At 36.9% G+C, this 17,708-nt stretch carries 17 protein-coding genes; 7 read left to right on the top strand and 10 right to left on the bottom strand.

The window, feature by feature from the left end; translation table 11 throughout:
* Nucleotides 1–388: 388 nt before the first annotated feature.
* The 3 genes from BM084_RS17810 to BM084_RS17820 form a co-directional block, all read right to left on the bottom strand.
* On the bottom strand, nucleotides 389–1,291 hold the full coding sequence (locus BM084_RS17810) for a TIGR01777 family oxidoreductase (RefSeq protein ID WP_093306404.1): 903 nt from the start codon (nucleotides 1,289–1,291) through the stop codon (nucleotides 389–391).
* A 70-nt stretch (nucleotides 1,292–1,361) separates the two neighbouring features.
* Complete coding sequence (gene mnmD / locus BM084_RS17815; protein WP_075326162.1) at nucleotides 1,362–2,036, bottom strand: tRNA (5-methylaminomethyl-2-thiouridine)(34)-methyltransferase MnmC2; 675 nt, start codon at nucleotides 2,034–2,036, stop codon at nucleotides 1,362–1,364.
* Nucleotide 2,037: 1 nt separating this feature from the next.
* Entirely contained in the window at nucleotides 2,038–2,544 is a 507-nt protein-coding gene (locus tag BM084_RS17820; RefSeq protein ID WP_075326161.1) for a DUF4920 domain-containing protein, read from the bottom strand.
* Between the two features lie 103 nt (nucleotides 2,545–2,647).
* Here BM084_RS17820 and BM084_RS17825 point away from each other — a divergent pair, with 103 nt between their 5' ends.
* Nucleotides 2,648–3,715 (top strand): branched-chain amino acid aminotransferase, encoded by a 1,068-nt coding sequence (locus BM084_RS17825; RefSeq protein WP_093306406.1) that lies wholly within the window; start codon nucleotides 2,648–2,650, stop codon nucleotides 3,713–3,715.
* Nucleotides 3,716–3,824: 109 nt separating this feature from the next.
* On the opposite strand, the gene BM084_RS17830 is transcribed toward BM084_RS17825, so the two are convergent.
* Nucleotides 3,825–4,853, bottom strand: coding sequence for a Gmad2 immunoglobulin-like domain-containing protein (locus tag BM084_RS17830; protein ID WP_093306409.1), 1,029 nt, complete (start codon nucleotides 4,851–4,853; stop codon nucleotides 3,825–3,827).
* Nucleotides 4,854–4,896: 43 nt separating this feature from the next.
* A complete protein-coding gene (locus tag BM084_RS17835; RefSeq protein ID WP_093306412.1) occupies nucleotides 4,897–5,283 on the bottom strand; it encodes a pyrophosphohydrolase domain-containing protein in 387 nt (128 codons plus the stop codon).
* 323 nt (nucleotides 5,284–5,606) lie between these two features.
* Between BM084_RS17835 and BM084_RS17845 the strand changes: the two genes are divergently transcribed.
* The 5 genes from BM084_RS17845 (at nucleotide 5,607) to BM084_RS17865 (ending at nucleotide 10,017) form a co-directional block, all read left to right on the top strand.
* The gene (locus BM084_RS17845; RefSeq protein WP_093306415.1) at nucleotides 5,607–6,638 is read left to right on the top strand and encodes an SRPBCC family protein; all 1,032 of its coding nucleotides are present in this window, start codon (nucleotides 5,607–5,609) and stop codon (nucleotides 6,636–6,638) included.
* Nucleotides 6,639–6,644: 6 nt separating this feature from the next.
* Complete coding sequence (gene crcB, locus BM084_RS17850; RefSeq protein ID WP_093306417.1) at nucleotides 6,645–7,019, top strand: fluoride efflux transporter CrcB; 375 nt, start codon at nucleotides 6,645–6,647, stop codon at nucleotides 7,017–7,019.
* A 169-nt stretch (nucleotides 7,020–7,188) separates the two neighbouring features.
* Nucleotides 7,189–7,527: a P-II family nitrogen regulator gene (locus BM084_RS17855; protein ID WP_075326155.1), complete on the top strand. Its 339-nt coding sequence runs from the start codon at nucleotides 7,189–7,191 to the stop codon at nucleotides 7,525–7,527.
* A gap of 30 nt (nucleotides 7,528–7,557) precedes the next feature.
* Nucleotides 7,558–8,799, top strand: coding sequence for an ammonium transporter (locus BM084_RS17860; protein WP_075326154.1), 1,242 nt, complete (start codon nucleotides 7,558–7,560; stop codon nucleotides 8,797–8,799).
* 102 nt (nucleotides 8,800–8,901) lie between these two features.
* The gene (locus BM084_RS17865; RefSeq protein ID WP_093306420.1) at nucleotides 8,902–10,017 is read left to right on the top strand and encodes a porin; all 1,116 of its coding nucleotides are present in this window, start codon (nucleotides 8,902–8,904) and stop codon (nucleotides 10,015–10,017) included.
* 242 nt (nucleotides 10,018–10,259) lie between these two features.
* On the opposite strand, the gene BM084_RS17870 is transcribed toward BM084_RS17865, so the two are convergent.
* The 3 genes from BM084_RS17870 to BM084_RS17880 form a co-directional block, all read right to left on the bottom strand.
* Nucleotides 10,260–11,684, bottom strand: a complete 1,425-nt coding sequence (locus BM084_RS17870; RefSeq protein ID WP_143083683.1) for an alpha/beta hydrolase family protein — start codon at nucleotides 11,682–11,684, stop codon at nucleotides 10,260–10,262.
* A gap of 105 nt (nucleotides 11,685–11,789) precedes the next feature.
* Complete coding sequence (locus BM084_RS17875) at nucleotides 11,790–11,984, bottom strand: DUF1328 domain-containing protein (protein ID WP_075326151.1); 195 nt, start codon at nucleotides 11,982–11,984, stop codon at nucleotides 11,790–11,792.
* 217 nt (nucleotides 11,985–12,201) lie between these two features.
* Nucleotides 12,202–12,651 carry an Lrp/AsnC family transcriptional regulator gene (locus BM084_RS17880; protein WP_075327935.1) on the bottom strand — a complete coding sequence of 150 codons (450 nt, stop codon included), beginning with the start codon at nucleotides 12,649–12,651 and terminating at the stop codon, nucleotides 12,202–12,204.
* Between the two features lie 116 nt (nucleotides 12,652–12,767).
* Between BM084_RS17880 and BM084_RS17885 the strand changes: the two genes are divergently transcribed.
* Nucleotides 12,768–13,172 carry a hypothetical protein gene (locus BM084_RS17885; protein ID WP_075326150.1) on the top strand — a complete coding sequence of 135 codons (405 nt, stop codon included), beginning with the start codon at nucleotides 12,768–12,770 and terminating at the stop codon, nucleotides 13,170–13,172.
* 9 nt (nucleotides 13,173–13,181) lie between these two features.
* Here the strand turns inward: BM084_RS17885 and BM084_RS17890 are convergent, their stop codons facing one another.
* Nucleotides 13,182–13,793, bottom strand: a complete 612-nt coding sequence (locus BM084_RS17890) for a MarC family protein (protein WP_075326149.1) — start codon at nucleotides 13,791–13,793, stop codon at nucleotides 13,182–13,184.
* A 431-nt stretch (nucleotides 13,794–14,224) separates the two neighbouring features.
* Complete coding sequence (locus BM084_RS17895; RefSeq protein ID WP_093306426.1) at nucleotides 14,225–17,680, bottom strand: methylmalonyl-CoA mutase family protein; 3,456 nt, start codon at nucleotides 17,678–17,680, stop codon at nucleotides 14,225–14,227.
* Nucleotides 17,681–17,708: the final 28 nt, after the last annotated feature.

Below are 17,708 nucleotides of genomic sequence, written 5' to 3' on the forward strand. Positions count from 1 at the left end.
ATTTTCCATAACAAATCCTTGTCTCTCGACTTGTTTCTGCTTAGCCTGGAAAGGCGAATAATCAGGCTTCCCCCGTTAAGCAAACATTCCTGTTAGTGAAGCCATCCGTTTTAACATATATTGCTATTCGGATTTTGGGCATCGGCACTTTTTGCAACCTTACCCCCAATATATGCCAGAATCGGTTCGATTTCTCTATGTTCCACTAACTTGCTAGGTCTTCCTTCACACCCCACCGTTGCCAGTGACGCACTTGACTTTACATTGCTCTTCCCTCCGATCAGGTGAGCGGGCTTTCTTTCAAGCCTCGGAATTGTTTGCATGCAGGGCAAACAAAAAGGCTGCCAAATTTGGCAGCCTTTTTTAATGCTTAAAAACTTCAGTAACCCTAAATTAAATCTTCCAGGGCTTTAGAGAGGTTTACATATTTAAAATTATAACCTTCCTGTTCTATTTTATCACTACTCACCAATTGACTGGACAAAACCAGGCGGGACATTTCTCCCAGCACTAATTTAAGTGCTACTTTAGGAACATTAGGCAACCAAACTGGTTTCCCCATTTGAGAAGCCACTTCGTTAACCAGTTCTTTATTAGTAACAGGATTTGGTGCTACAGCATTATAAACGCCGGTAAGCTCTTTTTCTAAAGCGAACATAAATATCCCACTAATATCGTCTATATGAATCCAGGATTGCCACTGTTTCCCATTTCCCAAGGGAGAACCTACATTAAAGTTTACCGGTTCTTTTAATTTTTGGAGCATTCCGCCGTTTTTAGCAAGAACAAGTCCTATTCTAATTTTAGCTACTTCAATGCCCAGGTCTTTAAAATTATCTACAGCTTCTTCCCATTTTACCACCACTTCTCCTACAAAAGAATCATCTACACCCTGGTCTTCTTCAGTATATAATTTCTCCAGGGAACTTGGGTAGATACCTATGGCACTGGCTGAAAGCAGGTTTTTTACCTCGTGCCCATTTTCCTGTAAACAAGTGTAAAGTAAATTTGCCGTTTCGGTACGGCTCTTTAAAATTTTCTTCTTTTGTTCTGGCGTCCATCGTTCTGCAATACTGGCACCAACAAGATTTATTATAGTATCTACGCCTTCTATGGCCTTACTGTCTATTTCATTCTCGTTAGGATTCCAATAAAAACCTTTATAGTCTGTTTTGTTTTCCAGCTTGTCTTTACTGGTAGAGAGGTAATGAACTTTTATTCCTTTTTCCCGACACAACCGACTAATTTTAGATCCAATTAAACCGGTAGCTCCTGTGATTAATACTCGCATTTTTCTTTACAAGATAGCAACAAGTATAAACCTCAACTAAAGTTTATCACCTATTTAACAGCAAAATAGCCTACTTTTTTAATGCTCTTAACATTTCTCGTTTACCTGGAGGCCCGGGAAGCCTTTCAACTATAAAACCTGCAGTTTGCATAGCCCTTCTTACACTTCCTTTTGCCGAATAAGTAACTAAAACCGAGTTATTTTTCATCGCAGCGAACATTCTGGAAAAAATATCTTCAGTCCATAGTTCGGGTTGAACCCTGGCACCAAAGGCATCAAAAAACACTAAATTATATTGATTAATATCTTCAATTTCTTCAAAGCGCTGCTGTTGTTTTTCAAGCTGAAAATTTTCTGAAATATCTACTTTTTTATTCCACGGAATTTCGTGCATACTTCGAAAAGTTTCTATTTGATTTTCTGCGGAAAGCATTTCGGCATAATTCAGTGCTTTTATTTCAGAAGTTGAAACGGGATAAGCTTCTACCCCAGTATAATCTATTTTTAATTGAAGCTTTTGAGCTTCCAAAAAAGTAATAAACGCATTTAGCCCGGTACCAAAACCAATTTCCAAAATAGCGGGATTTTTTTTCTTATTTAGTTCAACCCAGTATTCCAGGCCCATTTTTATAAAAACGTGCCGGGCTTCCTGTATTGCACCGTGTTTAGAGTGGTATTGCTCATCCCATTCGCTTAAATGAATAGTAACCGAGCCATCGCCGGTCTTTATAATTTTTCTTTCCACATTATTCCTTTAAAAGTACGCCGTTCGCAATAAACGCCCTGGAAACCTCAGGGGAAGTAATTGCTGCTATTTCTGCTTCAGATTTCCCTTCATCTTCGGCATAATGTTTTTGATCTTCAATAGACATTTGGTTTATAAAAGCTTTTCCTTCTACAATCACATCGGTATTTTCGCTGTCTTTCGGTACAAAAAATCCATAATCTTTAAAAGTCACTCTTACATCTTCCCCTTCAGGAAGTTCTAAAATCATCCAGCAACCTTTCTTTTTACAAACATTATTGATTTTTGATTTAAATTTTAAATCTAAAGTATCACCGGGTTTCAGGGAATTGAATTTATTAAGAGCTTCGCTGGAAGAAATAGCACTTTTTGAACTTATTTCGGCTCCAAAAGAATTATAAGAAGTGGTATTGTTTTCAGCTACAATTTCTGTCTCTTTATTAGATTTTTCATTTTTACAGCCTATAAATATTAAGGATAAAGCCAATATAGCAGCGAATTTTTTCATTTTCCTATTTTTAGTTAAAACCTTGCAGGTAAACAAATTTACCAAAACTTTAGATTTTGATTCTGTTTTAATTTAGGTAAATTTGTTAACTAAATTAATGATAATGAAATACGATACTAACCAGCTTGAAATTAATAAAGTCCAAAAATCTAAGATTGAAGAGGTAAATTTTGAAAACCTGGTTTTTGGCGAAATTTTCACCGATCATATGTTTGTATGTGATTATGAAAATGGCCAGTGGCAAACCCCTAAAATTACACCTTATGGGCCAATTCAACTAGATCCATCGGCTAAAGTATTTCATTATGGGCAAGCAGTTTTTGAAGGAATGAAAGCCTACAAAGATGATGAAGACCAAATTTGGCTTTTTAGACCTGAAGAAAATTATAAAAGAATAAATAAATCCAGCGCCAGATTGGCCATTCCTGAATTTCCAAAAGATTATTTCTTCCAAGGATTGGAAGAATTATTGAAATTGGATAAGGATTGGATAAAGAAAGGTTTTGGGAACTCGCTGTACATTCGTCCGTTTGTAATTGCTACCGAGGAATGCGTTTCTGCCAATCCTGCAACGAAATATAAATTTATGATTATTTGTTCTCCCGCCCAGGCTTATTATAGCGGCGAAGTAAGAGTTCAGTTTTCAGAAAAATACAGCCGTGCTGCCGATGGTGGTGTTGGAGCTGCCAAAGCTGCCGGGAATTATGCCGCGCAGTTTTACCCTACCAATCTTGCTAAAGAAGCCGGGTTTCAGCAAATAATTTGGACCGATGCTAATACGCATGATTACCTTGAGGAAGCTGGAACAATGAATATTTTCTTTAGAATTGGAGATAAACTTATTACTGCTCCTACCAGCGATAGAATTTTAGATGGAGTTACAAGAAAATGCGTGATAGATCTCGCAAAAGATATGAATATTGAGGTTGAAATTAGAAGAGTTCCAGTTTCAGAAATCGTTGAAGCCGCAAGGAAAGGTGAGCTAAAAGAGATCTTTGGTTCAGGGACCGCGACAGTTATTAACCCGATTGCCGGTTTTGGATATAAAGACGAAAAATTTGAACTACCAAAAATGAAAGATTCCTACGGAAAATCTTTTAAAGACCGCCTAATGAAAATTCAATACAACCAGGCTGAAGACAAGCACGGTTGGAGATACCAGGTGAAGTAATTTTTCCTGATTATATAAATTAAACCTCACAGATTTAAAAACTGTGAGGTTTAATTTGCTTTAACCTGAAGTTGTTTCAGATTCTAATTTTGAACTATTCCTGATTAAATTATTCCGATGGGAAACGTACCGGCAGCGTAAATTTTCTATCTAATTCAGGTTTTCCTGAAGCATTTGATTTTTCAAAAATTAAATAGCCTTTTTTATCTTCAGGAAAATTGCCAAAAGACAGTTCGGTAGAGAACGGCACAAAATCGTTGGTCATCCATTCACCTTTCGCTTTTATAGAAGTTTCTGCCAGGGTAATATAATTTTTATCAACTAATCTAACAGGCGCTTCGGCTTCAAAAAACCAGGTTCCGCGTGCTTCACCAGAAATTTGTATGGGAGAATTAATAAGCGTATTTACCGCAGGTTTTTCAACTTTTATAAGATCTGAAAGTTCTTTACGCTCTTCAGCATTCTTCCTAAAAAAATAAAGAGAGCTCATTATTTTATCCAGTTGCATCTTACTTTTTTCATTAATTTCTCCTGAAAACCTCACTTCATCTTCACCCATTGGATCGCATTCTTGCATAGGCTTTGATTCTCCCCCGGTTGAAATGCAGGTAGTATTAAAATTTTCAATTTGATAATGCACAAAAATACCTCCGTATTCATCCCACTTTTCCGGAGACTGGTAAAACTTTAAATAATAAGCCCAGGCCTCACCGTTTTCTAAAAGGTAAACCCGCGAATCGTTTTTATTAAAGTTAAAAGAAAAATCCAGGACCGATTCCCAATTATTAAAAGATTTTTGTTTACCTGAAGGCCCATCTACGCCAAAACCTTTAGGTAATAATGCGATATACGCTATTTCGGGTTCTTCGTGAATAGCGAGCGGTTTACTAATATCAACTTTTTTTGAATAAACATTTACTACAGGGCTGTTTGCCGGTAATTCGTCTTCTAAAACTTCAAAATTTGAAGGATATTCCAGGGCAAAATTCCAGGTACTATCAACATATTTTTGAACTTCATTATTGATTTTTTTAGTATTCTGTTCTTCTTGGACTTTAGAAGTTTCAGCACTCCCGGGATTATTTTTACAACCAAAAGCTACAAGTACCAGCAACATAGAGAGTAACGAAATTTTCATACTATTTTATTTTTAAATTAGTCAACAGTTTTAATTTATAAATTCAACCTTTTAGCACTTTCACTATATTGGGTTTACAATAGTTAGAACCTTTAATAACTTTGCCTTTTTCATTATAAAGTGGATTTCCATCTTCACCAAGTTTACTCATATTACTACGCTGAATTTCATTAAAAATGGCTTCAATTTTATGTTCCAGGCCGTGCTCAATAATGGTTCCGCATAAAACGTACAGCATATCACCAAGAGCATCGGCAACTTCGGTTAAATCACCCTTACTTGCAGCTTCAAGATATTCTTCGTTCTCTTCCTTCATTAATTCATAGCGCAAACGATTCTTTGTGGCTCCCAATGATGCCTGCGGATTTTCTGCAATTCCCAGCCTAAAAGTTTTATGAAATTCCTTTACCGCAGCAAGTGTCTTTTTCATCTGTTTATAATTTAAAATCGATTAGAGGTTAAGCCTAAAACCTTAACTTTGCATAAAATTAAATAAAATGTTTAGCACCGGCCAACTCATTTTCGCGGGTTTATTTGTGTTTGTTTTTATAATAATAATTGCATTTAGTTATAAAAAAGACACCGTATTACATAGAAAGCAATATAAAGGAAGTTTATGGGTGCTTGTAGCATTTCTTGCTTTTATAGGACTTCTATTTATTTTAAAGGGCTTCTTAAATCCGTAGTTTACTTCTTATAAAGTGAATTACTAATTATGTTAAATTAAGTATCTTCGCTTATAAACCCACCAATATGAAAATTTTAAAATATCTATTCTTCCTACTGCTTATTGTAATAATTGCAGGTTCTATTTATATCGCTACAAAAGATGGTGATTACCAGGTTGAAGAAACCAGGGTAATTACAGCACCGGTAGAAATGGTTTTCCAGGAAGTAAATGAATTTCAAAATTGGGAGAACTGGGAACCCTGGTCGGCTGAAGCAGATGATATGATTATTGAATACGGCGCAAAAACCAGCGGCGATAGCGCTTCTTATTCCTGGAAAAGTGAAAATGCGGGCGATGGGGAAATTAAGACTATTTCAGCAAAACCTTATTCAGAAATTGAGCAGGAAATAATTTTTAAAACTCCATTTGGCGAATCTATCAGTGATGTTTACTGGGAATTCAACGAGATAGAAAACGGCACTCAAGTTACCTGGGGAATGAAAGGCAAACAAAGTTTTATGGAGAAACTGGCCTTTACTTTCCAGGATAAATCTATTACTGAAATGATGCGGCCAAAATTCCAGACCGGGCTAAATAATATGGAAAGTGTAGTGCTAAATAAGATGGATAAATACACTATTAATGTAGACGGAGTTATTCAGCACGGGGGCGGTTACTATATGTACACCACCACTGCCAGCAAAATTAGCCAGGTAGATGAAAAAATGGCGTCTATGTTTTCTGAAGTTTCTACTTATATGGATGAAAACGGAATAGAAAAAAGCGGCAATCCGTTTGTTCTTTATAACGAATGGAATGAAAATTCTGGAAACGTAATTTTTTCCGCAGGAATTTTCACTCCCAGCGAAGTAATTACTCCGGCTGCAAGCGAAATTTTAACCGGATTTTTACCAAACCAGAAAGTTTTAAAAACTACCCTAAAAGGAGATTATAAGAATTTAAAGGAAGCCTGGGATAATGCATATAATTATATTGAAGCAAACGATCTTGAAATGGCAGAAGACACAAAGAATTTTGAAGTGCATTTAACATCGCCAGAGAACGTGGCAAATCCTGCTAAATGGATTACACACTTATATATTCCGGTTAAATAAACAAGTATGCTTAAACAACTATTACTGATTTTCTTAGGTGGCGGACTTGGCAGTGCGTTGCGCTACCTCATCAGTAAAAGTTTGAATTTTGAAACTGCATTTATTCCTTTTGGCACTTTTACGGTAAATATCCTGGGAAGTTTACTTTTGGGATTAATCCTGGGAATCGCTGCTAAATCTGATTTTTTCTCGTCTAATATTGTTTTATTTCTTGCCTTGGGTTTTTGTGGCGGCTTTACTACCTTTTCAAGTTTCGCTTTTGAAAATCAGGCACTTTTACGTTCCGGAGATTATCTAAATTTCTTCTTTTACACCTTCGGAAGCATAATTCTGGGAATTTTGGCTGTCTTTTTAGGTCTTTTCCTCTCAAAATTGACCTAGGCCCTGGTCAAAAAATTAGAAACAAATCAAAACACATATGTAATTTAAATTAACCCCTAATTTTTTAGGGGTTGTTTTTATTTATTTCACATTAATTTAGCATACACCCCTATTTTTTAATAGGTGTTATGATATTTTTATACATTTACATCATCAAAATCAAGTTTTTATGAAAAAAATAGAAGCCATTATTAGAAAATCTACGTTTGATGAAGTTAAGAAAGCACTTCATGAAACCGAAGTCAATTTTTTTAGCTATTGGGATGTTACCGGGGTAGGTAATGAAAAACAAGGTCACGTTTATCGGGGAGTATCTTACAGCACTAGCGATATTCAGAGACGAAAAATTTCACTGGTAGTATCAGATGAAAATGTTCATAGTACTGTAGAAACAATTCTAAAAGCTGCGCATACAGGCTCTGTAGGAGATGGGAAAATATTTGTGTCTCCCGTAGAAGAAGCCTATCGCATAAGAACAAAAGAGAAAGGCACCGATTCCCTTTCTTAAACTAATCAACTCATTATAAAAATAACTTTTATGGAATTACTTACTACTAATAATGTTTGGATGATGGTGTGTACCGCGCTGGTATTTTTTATGCACCTGGGCTTTTCACTGCTTGAAGTTGGACTTACAAGGCAAAAAAATGCCATTAATATCCTTTTTAAAAACGTATTTATAATTTGTGCCGGGCTACTTACTTATGCCATTATCGGTTTTAATCTTATGTACCCAGGCTCTTTTATCGCCGGATTTATTCCAGATTATTTCTTCGACCTTTTTGGGTTAAGCGCGCCGGTGGCAGATGGTGCTTTAGACTTAGCCTATAACGAAGGTTACACTTACTGGACAGATTTTCTCTTCCAGGGAATGTTTGCTGCAACTGCGGCTACAATAGTTTCTGGTGCAGTTGCAGAACGAATTAAACTGGGAAGTTTTATGCTGTTTTCTGTGATCTATATTACCATTGTTTACCCTATTGTTGGTTCCTGGAAATGGGGCGGCGGTTTCTTAGACGGACTCGGTTTTTACGATTTTGCCGGTTCTACCCTGGTTCATTCTGTAGGAGGATGGGCAGCTTTAATAGCTATTTATTTACTGGGTGCGCGTTTAGGGAAATTTGGTAAAGATGGCCAATCTCACGCCATCCCTGGCCATAATATTCCTTTAGCTACTGCAGGAGTATTTATTCTTTGGTTAGGCTGGTTTGGTTTTAATGGTGGTTCAGTACTTTCAGCCGATCCTTCTTTAACTTCTATTACCCTTGTAACAACTTGTCTTGCTGCGGCAGCCGGTGGAATTTCTGCCTTCGTGGTTTCTACAATTGCTTATAAGAACTACGATCTTACCATGTTCCTAAATGGAATTTTAGGTGGGCTTGTTGGTATTACTGCAGGAGCAGACCTTATGTCACCATTAGACGCCGTACTTATTGGTCTTGTTGCCGGTGGAGTTATTGTCTTAGGTGTTGCACTGGTTGAAAAACTTAAATTAGATGATCCTGTTGGTGCTGTGGCTGTTCACCTGGCTTGTGGTATTTGGGGAACTCTGGCGGTAGGAATTTTTGGAAGTATGGCCGGTTTTAATCAACTACTTATACAACTGGCAGGCGTAGGAATAATTGGTGCTTTCTGCTGCATTACAGCTTTCGGGATTCTTTCAATTATTAAAGCCACAATGGGCTTAAGGATGGAAGAAAAAGAAGAAACTGAAGGCCTGGATGCTCACGAGCACGGGATGGATGCTTATGCCGAATTTGGAACAGTACAGGAAAGATAATTTTTCAAAAAAAAGGAGCGCTTGGCGGAGCGCTCCCTATAAAGTAAACCTCTCATAAAGCTTTGCTCAACACATTTCACTCATTAAACAAGACTATTAATTATGAAAAAATTTACTATTACAAATATCCAAAAAATATTCCTTTTAGGCGTATTCTTCGGACTAGGTTCTGGCCTTCAGGCTCAGGAAACTGAAACAACTGAGGTTGAAAGCTTTATGTCAAAATTTAGTATAAGCGGTTCTGTAGACAGCTATTTTAGAACCAATTTTAATGGATTAAATAAGTACGAATATAATGATGCGGGTGAACCAATTGCAGGTCCACAGGCACCCGCTTCTTCTTTTGCAAACGATCCCGGTTTTGCCATTGGGATGGCTAATGTAATTTTAGGATATGAAGGAGAGAAAGTAGGATTTGTAGCCGATTTGGTTTTTGGACCTCGTGGAGAAGATGCGGTGTTTGCTTCTGCTGCACCCAGTAATATCGTAAACCAATTATATGTTTACTGGAACGTTTCAGACGCAGTTACTTTAACTATGGGAAATTTCAATACATTTCTGGGTTATGAGGTAATCTCTCCGGCTGCCAACTTCAATTATTCTACTTCGTATATGTTTTCTTACGGACCATTTTCTCACACCGGAATAAGAGCTGATTTCACCATTGATGATAATTGGAGTGCAATGCTGGCTGTAATGAATCCAACTGATTGGACAGAGTTTAATCCTTATGGAAAATATTCTTTTGGAGGTCAACTTGGCTATTCAACCGGGGAAGGCAGTGCTTTTTTGAACCTAATTTATGGGGAACAAATGCCCCTCTCAGATGAAGCTACTTTTCAAATAGATTTAACTACCGGATGGGATTTTAGCGATGCCTTTTATTTGGGATTAAACACCACTTATAATACTACTGATGGAGAAGGGTTTTATGGTGCAGCTGTTTATCCACAAATCCAGACTTCAGAGAATTTTGCTATTGGTTTAAGAGCAGAATATTTTAAAGAATTAGAAGACGGTGGGCCGGTTTATGGTGCAGATGCCGAAGCATTGGACTTCACCCTTACCGGAAGTTATACTCTTGGAAGCCTTACCCTTAAACCTGAATTACGTTTAGATAAAGTATCTAACACAGCATCACCGGTGTTTTTAAATTCAGATTTAGAAGGAACCGATAATCTTTCATCTTTTGTGCTAGCTGCGATTTATGCTTTTTAAAACAAATATTTGATTTTTTGATACCTGTTGAAATAGTTGTTTCTGAATGATTATCAGGTGGGAAATTAACAACAAATAAATTACAATTATTAGCATAGAAAGGATTATGTAGTAAAAGATCAACAAATTGGAATCACCCTCCGGTATCCTTAAGTCTGAATACCGTCCGCCGGAGTTGGTGGTTTCGTAGTTATTAAATTATACGTTTCAACACTCGTGAGCATCAGCAGTTTTTTCCTGAATTAACCTTCAGCTTTATAATATTTTGCTTCTCCCAGGTATTCCCTGATTTTGTCGTTATAAGCTTCACTTAATTTAAGGTCTAAAATACCCTCAATCTCATATAAAGCTTCCATATCGTCAAATCCGGTTTTTAATAAATCTTCAAGATATAAAAGGGCGGTTTCGTGATCGCCATCGTGACCCGCAATTTTAATGATGTTTAAATAAGCCTCAGGATCTTCCTTATCAAATATAGTTCTAAGTACACTAACAAACACTTTAGAACGCGGTGTGGCCTGGGAATTCACATACCCATCGTAATAATTTTTGCTAAGATTATCTAGAAAACCTTGCAGCCTGCTAGCCATTTTTTGTTTAGGTCCGCTAAACTTTTCTTCGTTTTTCTTTAAATCTTCTACCTGGGCAGCCCACCAGCCCACATTTTCGAAATTTGAAGTCACCACATCGGTTTCCATATAATAAATATATTCTTCCTGTTTAGCTTCTTCAGATGCTGCTACATTTCGGTAATCCCTTCTCTGCTCTTTAAAGGCTTTATTCCTTCTTATATTTCTTATTTGATCGCGCAAATCTACGTCTATATCAAAATCTTCATACTTATCTTCTATTTGCTTCAGTTTTTCGAAAGCCTGGTAATAATTTCTGGTACGCCTTAAAACTTCGGCATATTCTACTTCAGCATCAAAAAGTGATTTTACTAAATTTAAATCTTTAGTCCTTTTACCTTCTTTCATCGCATTCAGGGTAAAGCCGGCTACCGCATTCCTAATCACATCCACATCTGGCCACTCTACATCTTCTTCACAGGTATAATAATTTATTTCCGTTGGAAAGTTTTTACTGTCCAGGTAGTTTTCAATTTCCTCTAAAACGAACATAGAATTATTACTATCGCAAGCCAACGCACTAAACATAAATTTATTATTGATACTTAAATATTCGGTATTTATCCAGGCATTTTCTACCGCCAATACTCCTGAAATGTTATTGTAAAGAAAAGGCAGTGCCGTAGCCAGTTGGCCGCCGGCTGAAAGACCCGCCACGTAAACCTGTTTGCGATCTATAGACAGCATCCCGTCTACCTGGTTAATAAAGGGAGCTACTTTGTCCAGGTTATTTTTTAAAGAATCTTGTTTTAAATTTAAATTAGAAGAGGCAATTATATAAGACTGTTCTTCGGCTACTGTTCTAAAAAGCTGGGTGGTTGCTCTTCCCCGGCCTTCGTGATCAAAAACAAAGATTACCGGCCATTGTTCCTTTTGATTAAAATTTTGTGGCAGATAAATTGCAAAATTACTCGCCGTGGTATCGGCAGTTGGTATAGAATCTACAATTTTACCAAGAGGAAGTTCTATTTCTTGCGCATTGCCAAATTGAAAAATAAAAGTAAAAAGCAATATTAAAATTGGTATCCTTTTCATCATAATCTTAAATAATTAATATAAATATAAGCATAGATATCAAAGATCGTGCATAAAAAAGCCCTCATCATAGATGAAGGCTAAATAATTATATAGGTGAGATAGATTCTATTTTTTTATTCGTTGTAATCTCATTTGGTCTTTTCTAAAAAACAAACGCGCAACTAAAGAGACTACTAATAAGTCTGCAAAGATTAAAAACAACACCCTCACTACTTCAATACCGGCAAAATTTAATCCGGAAAATCCTATCGCACCGGTTAATGCCGCTACGATTAGATATAATGTACTATACTTTCTCATAATGTAATTTCTTTTTTGTAAAAATAGCTATAGTATAGTCGTCATGGTATTAACAAAATTACAATTTGCTATACTTTAACTAAAACAAAATTTGAATTAAGAATTTCGTTAAAAACAGGTGAAAAAGCAAAAGGATTTAACGAATTTCTGAATTTTAATTATTAAAAATAAGCGAGTTTAAAATGTAAAGAAAGGAAAGTATTAAAAAACATTAGAATCATTTTATTTTACTCTTATTTATAGCTGCAAAATCTACTACCTGGGAAAGTACAATATGGGTTTTGGTTTCTCCATAAGTAATAAGTTTATCAATAAATTCTTCCAAATGAACCTGATCCCGAAGAACAACTTCCATAATTATATTTTCATTACCGGTAATGCGATAACAATTATTAACTTCTTTAAATTCTTTTACTTTTTCTAAAAATGGTTTTAATCTTCCCATAAAAGCCCTAAGCGTAATAATTGCTTTTAACTGGTAACCTGTCCTATGATAGGAAATTTGGGTTTTATAGCCTTTTATAATCCCGGCATCTTCCATTTTTTTTACCCTTTCTGCCACGGCCGGGGAGCTTAAACCTACTTCCCTACCAATTTCGGCAAAAGAATATCTGGCATTTTCCTGCAATCGTGTTAAGATTGCCCAGTTAAGCTCATCTACTTGCATATTAAAGTTTTTAAATATAAATACCTTAAATTTAAAGGTAAAACATCTCATTGAAATTAAAACACAAAGATAGACTATTTAATTTCTCATTAATTTTATGCTGAAATTAAATAAAAATGGCTCAGGCTTTCCCTAATAATACATATCACATGCCGGTTTACCGGAAAGCGCTGGAAATCTTTAAACTTTCCAGGGCAATGGCGGTGCATTTTACCCAGGATAAGCACGTTGTGGAAATGGGATTTTCAGCCTGCCCTAAAGACCGATATGCAGGAGACCTTGTTTCTGAATCGCTTCAACTTGCTCCCGGTATAGCTTCAGTGGCTACAGCAAAAAGTTCTGGTTCCCGTTTAGAACGAATTAGAAATATTAGGAAAGCGAGTAAAAGTCTACAATTACTCTGTAAAAATCTAGAATTTTCAGGAGCTAAAGAACATGAATTTCTAAATTTACTTAAGAAAGAAATTCATATTTTCGATAAGATGATTGCAGACTGGATTCAACAAATTAGAAAGGTGTAAGCTTCAAATTTAGAAGAAAGCGATTTTAATCCCTTCAATAAGCATATTGGTTCCTATAATTGCTATTATTAGTCCCATTATTTTTTCAATCACAATAATCTTATTTTGTCCAATAAACCGCACCAGGTAATCACTGGAAATAAATGCCAGGTGGTTTAAAACCATAATTAATCCGAACATTGCTACAATAATTGCCATATCTACATAACTAGCGGTGGTAGTATAGTTCATGGCGGTTACAATAGTTCCCGGCCCGGCAAGAATTGGAATTGCCAGTGGAGAAATTGAGATTCCTTCGTTAAAATCAATTTCGGTTTGGTTATCAATACTAGATTGCTGCGCCCTAATCATTTCAAAACCTACAAAAAACACAAGGATTCCCCCGGTAATTTTAAAGGCAGGAATTGTGAGACCAAAAAGTTGAAAAATGTATTTTCCCAACAGAATAAATCCTGTAACAATTACGAATGCCGTGAAAGTCGCTTTTTTAGAAATAAAACGCTTTCTTTTTCCATCGGCCTGTTTGGTAAGGCTAAGAAATATAGGAATATTCCCCACGGGATTATTAATCGCGAAGAATGCGGTAAACGCACCTATGGCATATAACCAGATATTTTCCATAGATTTAAATTTTTGGCACTTACGAAGTTACAGGTTAAATTTTAGAAGCTGCAAAACTAATCTGAATTTTAGCGCTGCCCAATAAAAAAGATGAAAATTTTAAAGCACCTTCAAACCTTGCAATTAAAATATTCCGTTTTTAGAAAATTGAAGAAATAACCGGGGCGGTTCATGGAATGATATTACTGAAACCCTGAGATAAAATTATTCTTAAATTAAAAATCCCAATGAGGCTTTCGCCCATTGGGATGATTTATCAATAACTCTGTAATATTAAAGCCGTGATCGCCAGGCTCATCACTTCATTTTTTTTCTAATAAACTGCTTTAACAACATTCCGGTTTTAAAGATCCCGATATCGCTGCGCTTATCGGGATAAGCGATTCGCACGCATTCTCAAAGCTTTTCGCTTTGAGAATGCGGCTCTCTGCTTACATATTTCTTCTATATTGCCCGCCAACCTCAAACATCGCCTGGGTTATTTGGCCCAAAGAACAAACTTTGGTGGCTTCCATTAATTCTTTAAAAATATTCTCATTTTTAATAGAGGCCTCTTTAATTTTCTCTAAAGCTGCTTCAGCTGAATCTTCTTTGGCTTTGTGAAGCGTACGCAAAGTTTTAAGCTGATGCTGTTTTTCTTCTTCCGTAGCTCTAATTACTTCTCCCGGTGTTACCGTTGGTGAGCCGGTAGAACTTAAAAACGTATTTACACCAATAATTGGATAATCGCCATTATGCTTTAAAGTTTCATAATGCAAGCTCTCCTCCTGGATTTTCCCACGTTGGTACATAGTTTCCATCGCGCCAAGAACTCCGCCTCTTTCGGTTATTCTATCGAATTCGGTTAAAACGGCTTCTTCTACAAGATCGGTTAATTCTTCGATAATAAAAGAACCCTGAATTGGATTCTCGTTTTTCGCAAGTCCCAGCTCTTTATTGATAATTAACTGAATAGCCATTGCTCTTCTTACCGAAGCTTCGGTTGGCGTGGTGATCGCTTCATCATACGCGTTGGTATGCAATGAATTACAATTGTCATAAATCGCGTAAAGTGCCTGAAGCGTAGTTCTAATATCGTTAAAATCTATTTCCTGCGCGTGTAGTGATCTACCTGAGGTTTGAATATGGTATTTCAACATTTGCGCCCTTGGATTTGCACCGTACTTATGTTTCAGTGCTTTAGACCAAATTTTTCTGGCTACACGTCCTATTACTGCATATTCAGGATCTATTCCGTTAGAAAAGAAGAAAGAAAGGTTTGGACCAAATTTATTGATATCCATTCCCCTGCTTAAGTAATATTCCACGTAAGTGAAACCATTAGCCAGGGTAAATGCTAACTGTGTAATTGGATTTGCACCCGCTTCAGCAATATGATATCCGGAAATTGAAACCGAATAAAAATTCCTTACTTTTTCTTTAATAAAATGTTCCTGAACATCACCCATTAAACGTAAAGCGAATTCCGTAGAAAAAATACAGGTATTTTGTGCCTGGTCTTCTTTCAAAATATCAGCCTGAACAGTTCCACGAACCACGCTAATAGTTTTTTCTTTAATTTCTTCATAAACCTCTGCCGGTAGAACCTGGTCTCCGGTTAGTCCTAAAAGCATTAAACCAAGTCCGTTGTTTCCTTCGGGCAATTCTCCACGATAAACGGGACGGTCTAAATCACGATCATCATAGAGTTCTTTATATTTCGCCTCAACTTTATCCTCCAGCCCGTTTTCTTTAATGTATTTCTCACATTGCTGATCTATAGCCGCATTCATAAAAAAACCAAGCAACATTGGCGCCGGTCCATTTATAGTCATACTTACCGATGTCATGGCATCTGCCAGATCAAAGCCTGAATAGAGTTTTTTAGCATCATCCAAACAGCAAATAGAAACCCCGGAATTTCCAATTTTTCCATAAATATCGGGACGTTCATCTGGATCGTTTCCGTAAAGCGTTACCGAATCAAAAGCGGTAGAAAGCCTTTTTGCGGGTAAGCCCATACTCACATAATGAAATCGGCGGTTGGTACGCTCTGGCCCACCTTCACCGGCAAACATTCTTGTAGGATCTTCGCCTTGTCTCTTAAACGGATAAAGACCTGCGGTATATGGAAATTCTCCCGGAACATTTTCCTGAAGGCACCATTTTAAAATATCGCCCCAGGCTTTATATTTTGGAAGTGAAACTTTTGGAATTTGTGTATGTGAAAGCGACTCGGTATGTGTATCTATTTTAATCTCTTTATCACGAACTTTAAAGGAATAAACAGGCTCTACATATTTATTTACCTTCTCCTGCCAGCTCTGGATCACTTCCCAGTTATAAGGATCGAGGTCCATTTTTACACGATCAAATTCAGCAAAAAGAAGCTTTAGAAAATCTTTTTGGGAATCTTCGGCAAACTCATTTATTTCTTCCTGGTTAATGCCGTGTTTTTCTAAATATTGAGATTGATTATTTGTCATTTCCAAACCAGAAACCGACTCGATAGTTTTGAAAACTCCATATAGTTTTTGAGCTACTTCAGCCTGGTTTGCAGCTTTCTCGTCGTAGCTTCTGTTATTTTCAGCAATTTCTGAAAGATAACGTGTTCGTTTCGGTGGAATTACGAAGATCTTTTCACTCATTTCTGCTGAAATCTCAAAAGTAGAATTCAGATCGGCTTTAGTTTTTTCAGCAATCTTATCCATAATTTGACGATATAGGGTGTTCATCCCCGGATCGTTAAACTGAGAGGCGATGGTTCCAAAAACCGGAAGTTTCTCAGCGTCTTCATGCCATAATTGGTGGTTTCGCTGATATTGCTTTTTCACATCACGCAAAGCATCCTGTGCACCACGTTTATCAAATTTATTGATCGCCACTAAATCGGCAAAATCAAGCATATCAATTTTCTCTAACTGCGTAGCTGCACCAAATTCCGGGGTCATCACGTATAGAGCAACGTCAGAATGATCCATAATTTCGGTATCACTCTGCCCAATTCCGGAAGTTTCGAGAATAATTAAGTCGAATTCAGCAGCTTTTAAAACTTCAACGGCTTCAGCCACGTGTTTAGAAAGTGCAAGGTTAGATTGGCGGGTAGCCAGCGAACGCATATAAACGTGCTTGTTGTTTATGGCATTCATCCTAATTCTATCTCCCAGCAAAGCGCCGCCGGTCTTCCTTTTAGAAGGATCTACAGAAATAATCCCGATATTTTTCTCAGGAAAATCACCTAAAAATCGGCGTACCAATTCGTCTACCAAACTGGATTTCCCTGAACCACCGGTTCCGGTAATTCCAAGAACTGGAATTTCGCTTTTATCTGTGTCTTCTCTTAAAGGTTCAAAATGCTTCAGAAAAGAATCGTGTTTATTTTCAGCCAGCGAAATTAGCCTTGAAATAGTATTTACATTCTTATTTTTTAGATCTTCAGCAACAGATTTCTCTTCAACCAAATCGCGAGTTTCAGTATCTACCCGCTTTACCATATCATTGATCATTCCCTGGAGTCCCATTTCACGGCCATCGTCTGGCGAGTAAATTCGGATTATCCCGTAATCCATCAATTCCTTAATTTCTTCAGGAAGAATTACTCCGCCACCACCGCCAAAAATAGCGATATGACCGGCGTTCTTCTCCTCAAGCAAATCGTGCATATATTTAAAATATTCGGTGTGACCTCCCTGATAGGAAGTCATTGCGATAGCCTGCGCATCTTCCTGGATGGCGCAATTCACAACCTCGTCTACACTGCGGTCGTGACCAAGGTGAATTACCTCAACTCCCGTAGATTGGATGATTCGGCGCATTATATTTATTGCTGCATCATGTCCATCAAAAAGCGAAGCTGCGGTAACGATTCTTATTTTATTTTTAGGCGTATATGGTTTTTGTTGTTCCATTTGTAATGATATCGTGTTTTTGGTACTG

Origin of the sequence: Salegentibacter agarivorans (assembly GCF_900113135.1) — a bacterium.
GTDB lineage: Bacteria > Bacteroidota > Bacteroidia > Flavobacteriales > Flavobacteriaceae > Salegentibacter > Salegentibacter agarivorans.